General features: G+C 59.9%; 6 protein-coding genes. 3 read left to right on the plus strand and 3 right to left on the minus strand.

Features of this window, described 5'->3' with window-relative positions; all coding sequences use genetic code 11:
* The 3 genes from ACEW8G_RS12440 to rpmG form a co-directional block, all read right to left on the minus strand.
* Window positions 1–725: exodeoxyribonuclease III (locus tag ACEW8G_RS12440; RefSeq protein WP_373488732.1), on the minus strand; the 725-nt coding region annotated here is incomplete at its 3' end.
* 285 nt (window positions 726–1,010) lie between these two features.
* Window positions 1,011–1,667 carry an outer membrane lipoprotein carrier protein LolA gene (locus ACEW8G_RS12445; protein WP_373488733.1) on the minus strand — a complete coding sequence of 219 codons (657 nt, stop codon included), beginning with the start codon at window positions 1,665–1,667 and terminating at the stop codon, window positions 1,011–1,013.
* 100 nt (window positions 1,668–1,767) lie between these two features.
* Window positions 1,768–1,935, minus strand: a complete 168-nt coding sequence (rpmG, locus tag ACEW8G_RS12450; protein ID WP_373488734.1) for a 50S ribosomal protein L33 — start codon at window positions 1,933–1,935, stop codon at window positions 1,768–1,770.
* A 279-nt stretch (window positions 1,936–2,214) separates the two neighbouring features.
* On the opposite strand from rpmG, the gene ACEW8G_RS12455 reads away from it, so the two are divergent.
* From ACEW8G_RS12455 to ACEW8G_RS12465, 3 genes are all read left to right on the plus strand, one after another.
* On the plus strand, window positions 2,215–2,562 hold the full coding sequence (locus ACEW8G_RS12455) for a hypothetical protein (RefSeq protein WP_373488735.1): 348 nt from the start codon (window positions 2,215–2,217) through the stop codon (window positions 2,560–2,562).
* A gap of 47 nt (window positions 2,563–2,609) precedes the next feature.
* A complete protein-coding gene (locus ACEW8G_RS12460; RefSeq protein WP_373488736.1) occupies window positions 2,610–3,173 on the plus strand; it encodes a TMEM165/GDT1 family protein in 564 nt (187 codons plus the stop codon).
* Window positions 3,174–3,268: 95 nt separating this feature from the next.
* Window positions 3,269–3,730: a Dps family protein gene (locus ACEW8G_RS12465; protein WP_373488737.1), complete on the plus strand. Its 462-nt coding sequence runs from the start codon at window positions 3,269–3,271 to the stop codon at window positions 3,728–3,730.
* Window positions 3,731–3,888: the final 158 nt, after the last annotated feature.

Consider the following 3,888-nt stretch of genomic DNA (forward strand, 5'->3'; position numbering starts at 1 on the left):
TTGACCGCATCGACCAGATCGGGCGACACCCAGATGTGATCGAGCCTGCGCCCCTTGTCAGATTCTGACCAGTCGCGCGCGCGATAGCTCCACCAGGTATAGAGCCGTTCGGGCGCGGGATAGAATTTGCGACCGATATCGACCCAGTCGTGCGCATCCTGCATAGCTTTGAGATGGTCGATCTCAATGGCGGTGTGGCTGACGGTGTTGATCAGCGCCTTGTGGTTCCACACATCCGATTCGAGCGGCGCGATGTTGAAATCGCCCAGGATGATCGTCCGCCCGTCAAGGCCGCGCGACCATTCGGTCATCCGGGTGAGGAAATCGAGCTTCTGCCCGAACTTGGGGCTGGTATCGCGGTTGGGGATTTCGCCGCCAGCGGGCACATAAACGTTTTCAAGCCGCACAGTGCCGCCTAGCGGGCCGGTCACCAACACGCCGATGTGCCGCGCCTCGCCATTGGCCTGCCAATCGAGCCGGGCATCCTCGCTCAGCCGCACCTTGCTGATGATCGCGACGCCATGATGCATCGGCTGGCCATGCAGCTTTTGAAAATTATAGCCGAGCTGGCGGAACGGACCTTCGGGAAAATCGCGGTCGATCACCTTGGTTTCCTGAAGGCACAGGATGTCGGGCGCCTCCTCGGCCAGAAAGCGCTGCACCGATTCAAGCCGGAAGCGGACAGAGTTGATATTCCACGAAGCAATCTTGAGGGGTGCAGCCATGCGCACAGGCTCTAGACAGCGGTGCGCGCAAACCCAAGCCCAAACATGAAAAAAGCGCGCAAAAAACCCTCGTCCCGGGGGCATTGGAACGAGGGTTCTTTTTTGCGTTCGTCACGCTTGGTGAAGCCGGTGGTTCGAACGGATAACAGGGGGAACCCGATCGCCGACTTCGATGCCAGTTTTATCGCGGTCAGCCTTTCTGGCGGGTGAACGACTTTGAGAACCGCTCGCAGTTTGTCGATGCCCAAAGGCGGTTCGTCAGCGAATGCAACAAATCCGGCACGATCAGCGGCGCGGACCGGTGGTGCGGCGCGGATCGGTCCAGGCGAAGGCATTGTCGGCTACCGCAACATTATATTGCTGGCCAGACAGGCGGATGGTGGTGCGCTTGTTTTGCGAATCGAGCGCCACCCAGCCAGTCAACGACAGCCCGCCGGGCGCGGAAGCGCTGCGGATGAAGACGAGCGTGATCACCCCATATTCCGGGCGCTTGGCATCACGCACCTCAACGCTGACAACGTCGGGATCAGTGGTTTTGAGCAGCTTGCCATATCGGGTGAGATCGCGACTCGGATCGAGCAACGCACCCAGCGGCGAGTTGCGGATCGGCCAACGCTGAACCTGCTTTACCTGATAATCGATCATGGTCAGCGCTCGCCCGTCGCTGACGATCAGCAGTTGCGCGTCTTTCTGATATTCAAAGCGAATGCGGCCCGGCTGCTTGAGCGTCAGCGTCCCCGACAGCGATTGGCCGCTGCGGTCGGTTTGCACAAACTGCGCGCGCAGCGACTGCATGGCCTTCAGGTGCCGGGTGACCTGCGCGATATCGTTCGGCTGCACTGCGGCAGCCTGGCTGTAGGCGGGCTGCGGGGCTGCGAGCGGCGCTGCCAGCACAGCGGCGGACATCAGAACGGCAGCGGTCTTGGACCAGATCAACGGCATGGTTTCAGGGCTTTCAAAAGAGAAATAACGCTGAAACCGTGGGGCAAGGCGATTGAACCGGTGCTGAATTGCTGGTTCATCAGAGCCTTGCGCGGCACGATTACTTGATCTTGGCTTCCTTGAACTCGACATGCTTGCGCACGACGGGATCATATTTACGGAAGCTCATCTTTTCCGTGATGTTGCGCGGGTTCTTTTTGGTGACATAGAAAAAGCCGGTGCCTTCAGTGCTCACCAGGCGGATTTTCACAGTGGCTGGCTTCGCCATGACCGTTCCTTCGTGTCGAGATTAAATTTCAGATGGTGTCTGGTCGGACCTTGTCGCCCGCACTGACCGCCAACCTTTTATAAACACAAAGAGCGGCGCAAATCGCCGCCCCCATGAATGCGAGCGCCGCCATTGCCGCAACGGCCCCAGCTTGTCAAGCGCCCGCGCGCGCCGTTTGCAGTGCAAATCAGGCTTTTTCATATGTTAACCCTGTTGTGGCTTACTGGCCATCCACAGCAGCCATCACGCCAACCGAGCGGCGATTATAAAGGGTGTGCCATGCCGATCGATAATGCCAGCCATGATGCCAGTCGCACTGATGCGTTGACCATGGCACGCCGGCAGCTTCGGCTGCACGCGGGCCATGTGCGCGCGATTGCCCGGCACGCTCCGCCGCGCAAGCTGGCAGAGGACATTGATCGCATTCGCCGCATTGCCGACCGCAATGCCATGCCGTGCGTCAGCGATCTGGCGCATCGGCTTGAGCATCTGCTCGCGCATGGCTGGAGCCGGACGATGGCGCGCCATTATCTCGATGCCATTGACGATGCGATCGCCGCCGATACGGGGGATGCTGGAATGCGCGCCGCGCTGCTTGCCTCGGTCGCGGTGCGCGGTGCGCGCTGACGCGGGGATTTGGCGTGCATTGCCAGACCTTGTGCTAGACGTCTGAAATGGAAGCGTTCGTCACCACCCTGCTGCTGGCAGCGCTGGTCAATGCCGGAGACCGCAGTCAACTGCTATGCGCCGCGCTGGCGCTGCGCTTTGACCGCCCCGGCCAGATGATCGCGGCCATTGTGATCGCCAGCGGTATCGGCAGCGCGCTCGCAGCATTTGGCGGCGTGGTGGTGGGCACCTGGATCAGCCGCGACGCGCTGTCGCTGTTTTATGCGCTGTCGCTGCTGTTTGCCGCTGCCGGCATGCTCGCCTGGCGTCGCCCGGTCAATGTGCTTGGCGGCTGGAAGATCGGCCCGTTTCTGACCACCCTACTGGGCATCGCTATCGTGCAGCTTGGCGACAAGGGCCAGTTCATCATCGCGGCGACCGCAGCGCGCAGCCATGATGCGCTCTGGCCGCTGCTGGGCGGCTGGGCGGGCACGGTTCTGGGGCTGGTGCCCGCTGTGGTGCTGCGCGAGCGGATGGCTGAGCTGCCGCTGACAGCCATCCGCATCAGCGCCGGCATCATCATCTTGCTGGTCGGCATAACGCTTGTATTGCTGGCGTTCGGGTTGATTTGAAAGCGCTACGGCCCGCGCAAAATTTTTTGCCGATTTTTGTCGGATGCGTTCCTATATACGATGGCATCAATCATCCGACGGAAAGGAAACCCCATATGACCACCAAATCAGGTGACAATGCCGACAAGGCGCTCGCAGACGCGATGAATGGCCTGCTTGCAGACAGTTTTGCTCTGTATTTTAAGACCAAGAATTTCCACTGGCACGTTTCAGGCCCGCATTTTCGCGATTATCATTTGATGTTCGACGACCATGCCGCGCAGATTCTGGCAATCACCGATGCGATCGCGGAACGCGTGCGCAAGAACGGGTATCGCACGCTGACCTCCATCGGTGATATCGCAAAGCGTCAGACCATAGCCGACAATGATGCAGCTGACGTCCCCGCCGAAAAGATGTTGGAGGAACTGCGTGACGACAATCTGGCGTTGGTGTCCACGCTTCGCGAGGTGAAAGACCTTGCCGACCAGGCCGACGACAATGCCACCGACGGCATGATCGACGACTGGACCGACGAGGCCCAGGAACGCGCGTGGTTTCTTGCGCAAGCGCGATAAGCTTCTCGCTCTGCACCCCTAATTTTGGGGGAATGGTTGCAGGTCAGCCGCCGAAAACGTTACAATTTTGTGGCTGGCGGGCAACACCGGGCAAGAATCGGCAGCAGGCTTTGTAGCTGACATTGTGTTTGCACTAACGTGGGTTAGTTTGCGCCATC

The sequence above is a fragment of the Blastomonas sp. genome (assembly GCF_041747255.1).
Lineage (GTDB): Bacteria > Pseudomonadota > Alphaproteobacteria > Sphingomonadales > Sphingomonadaceae > Blastomonas.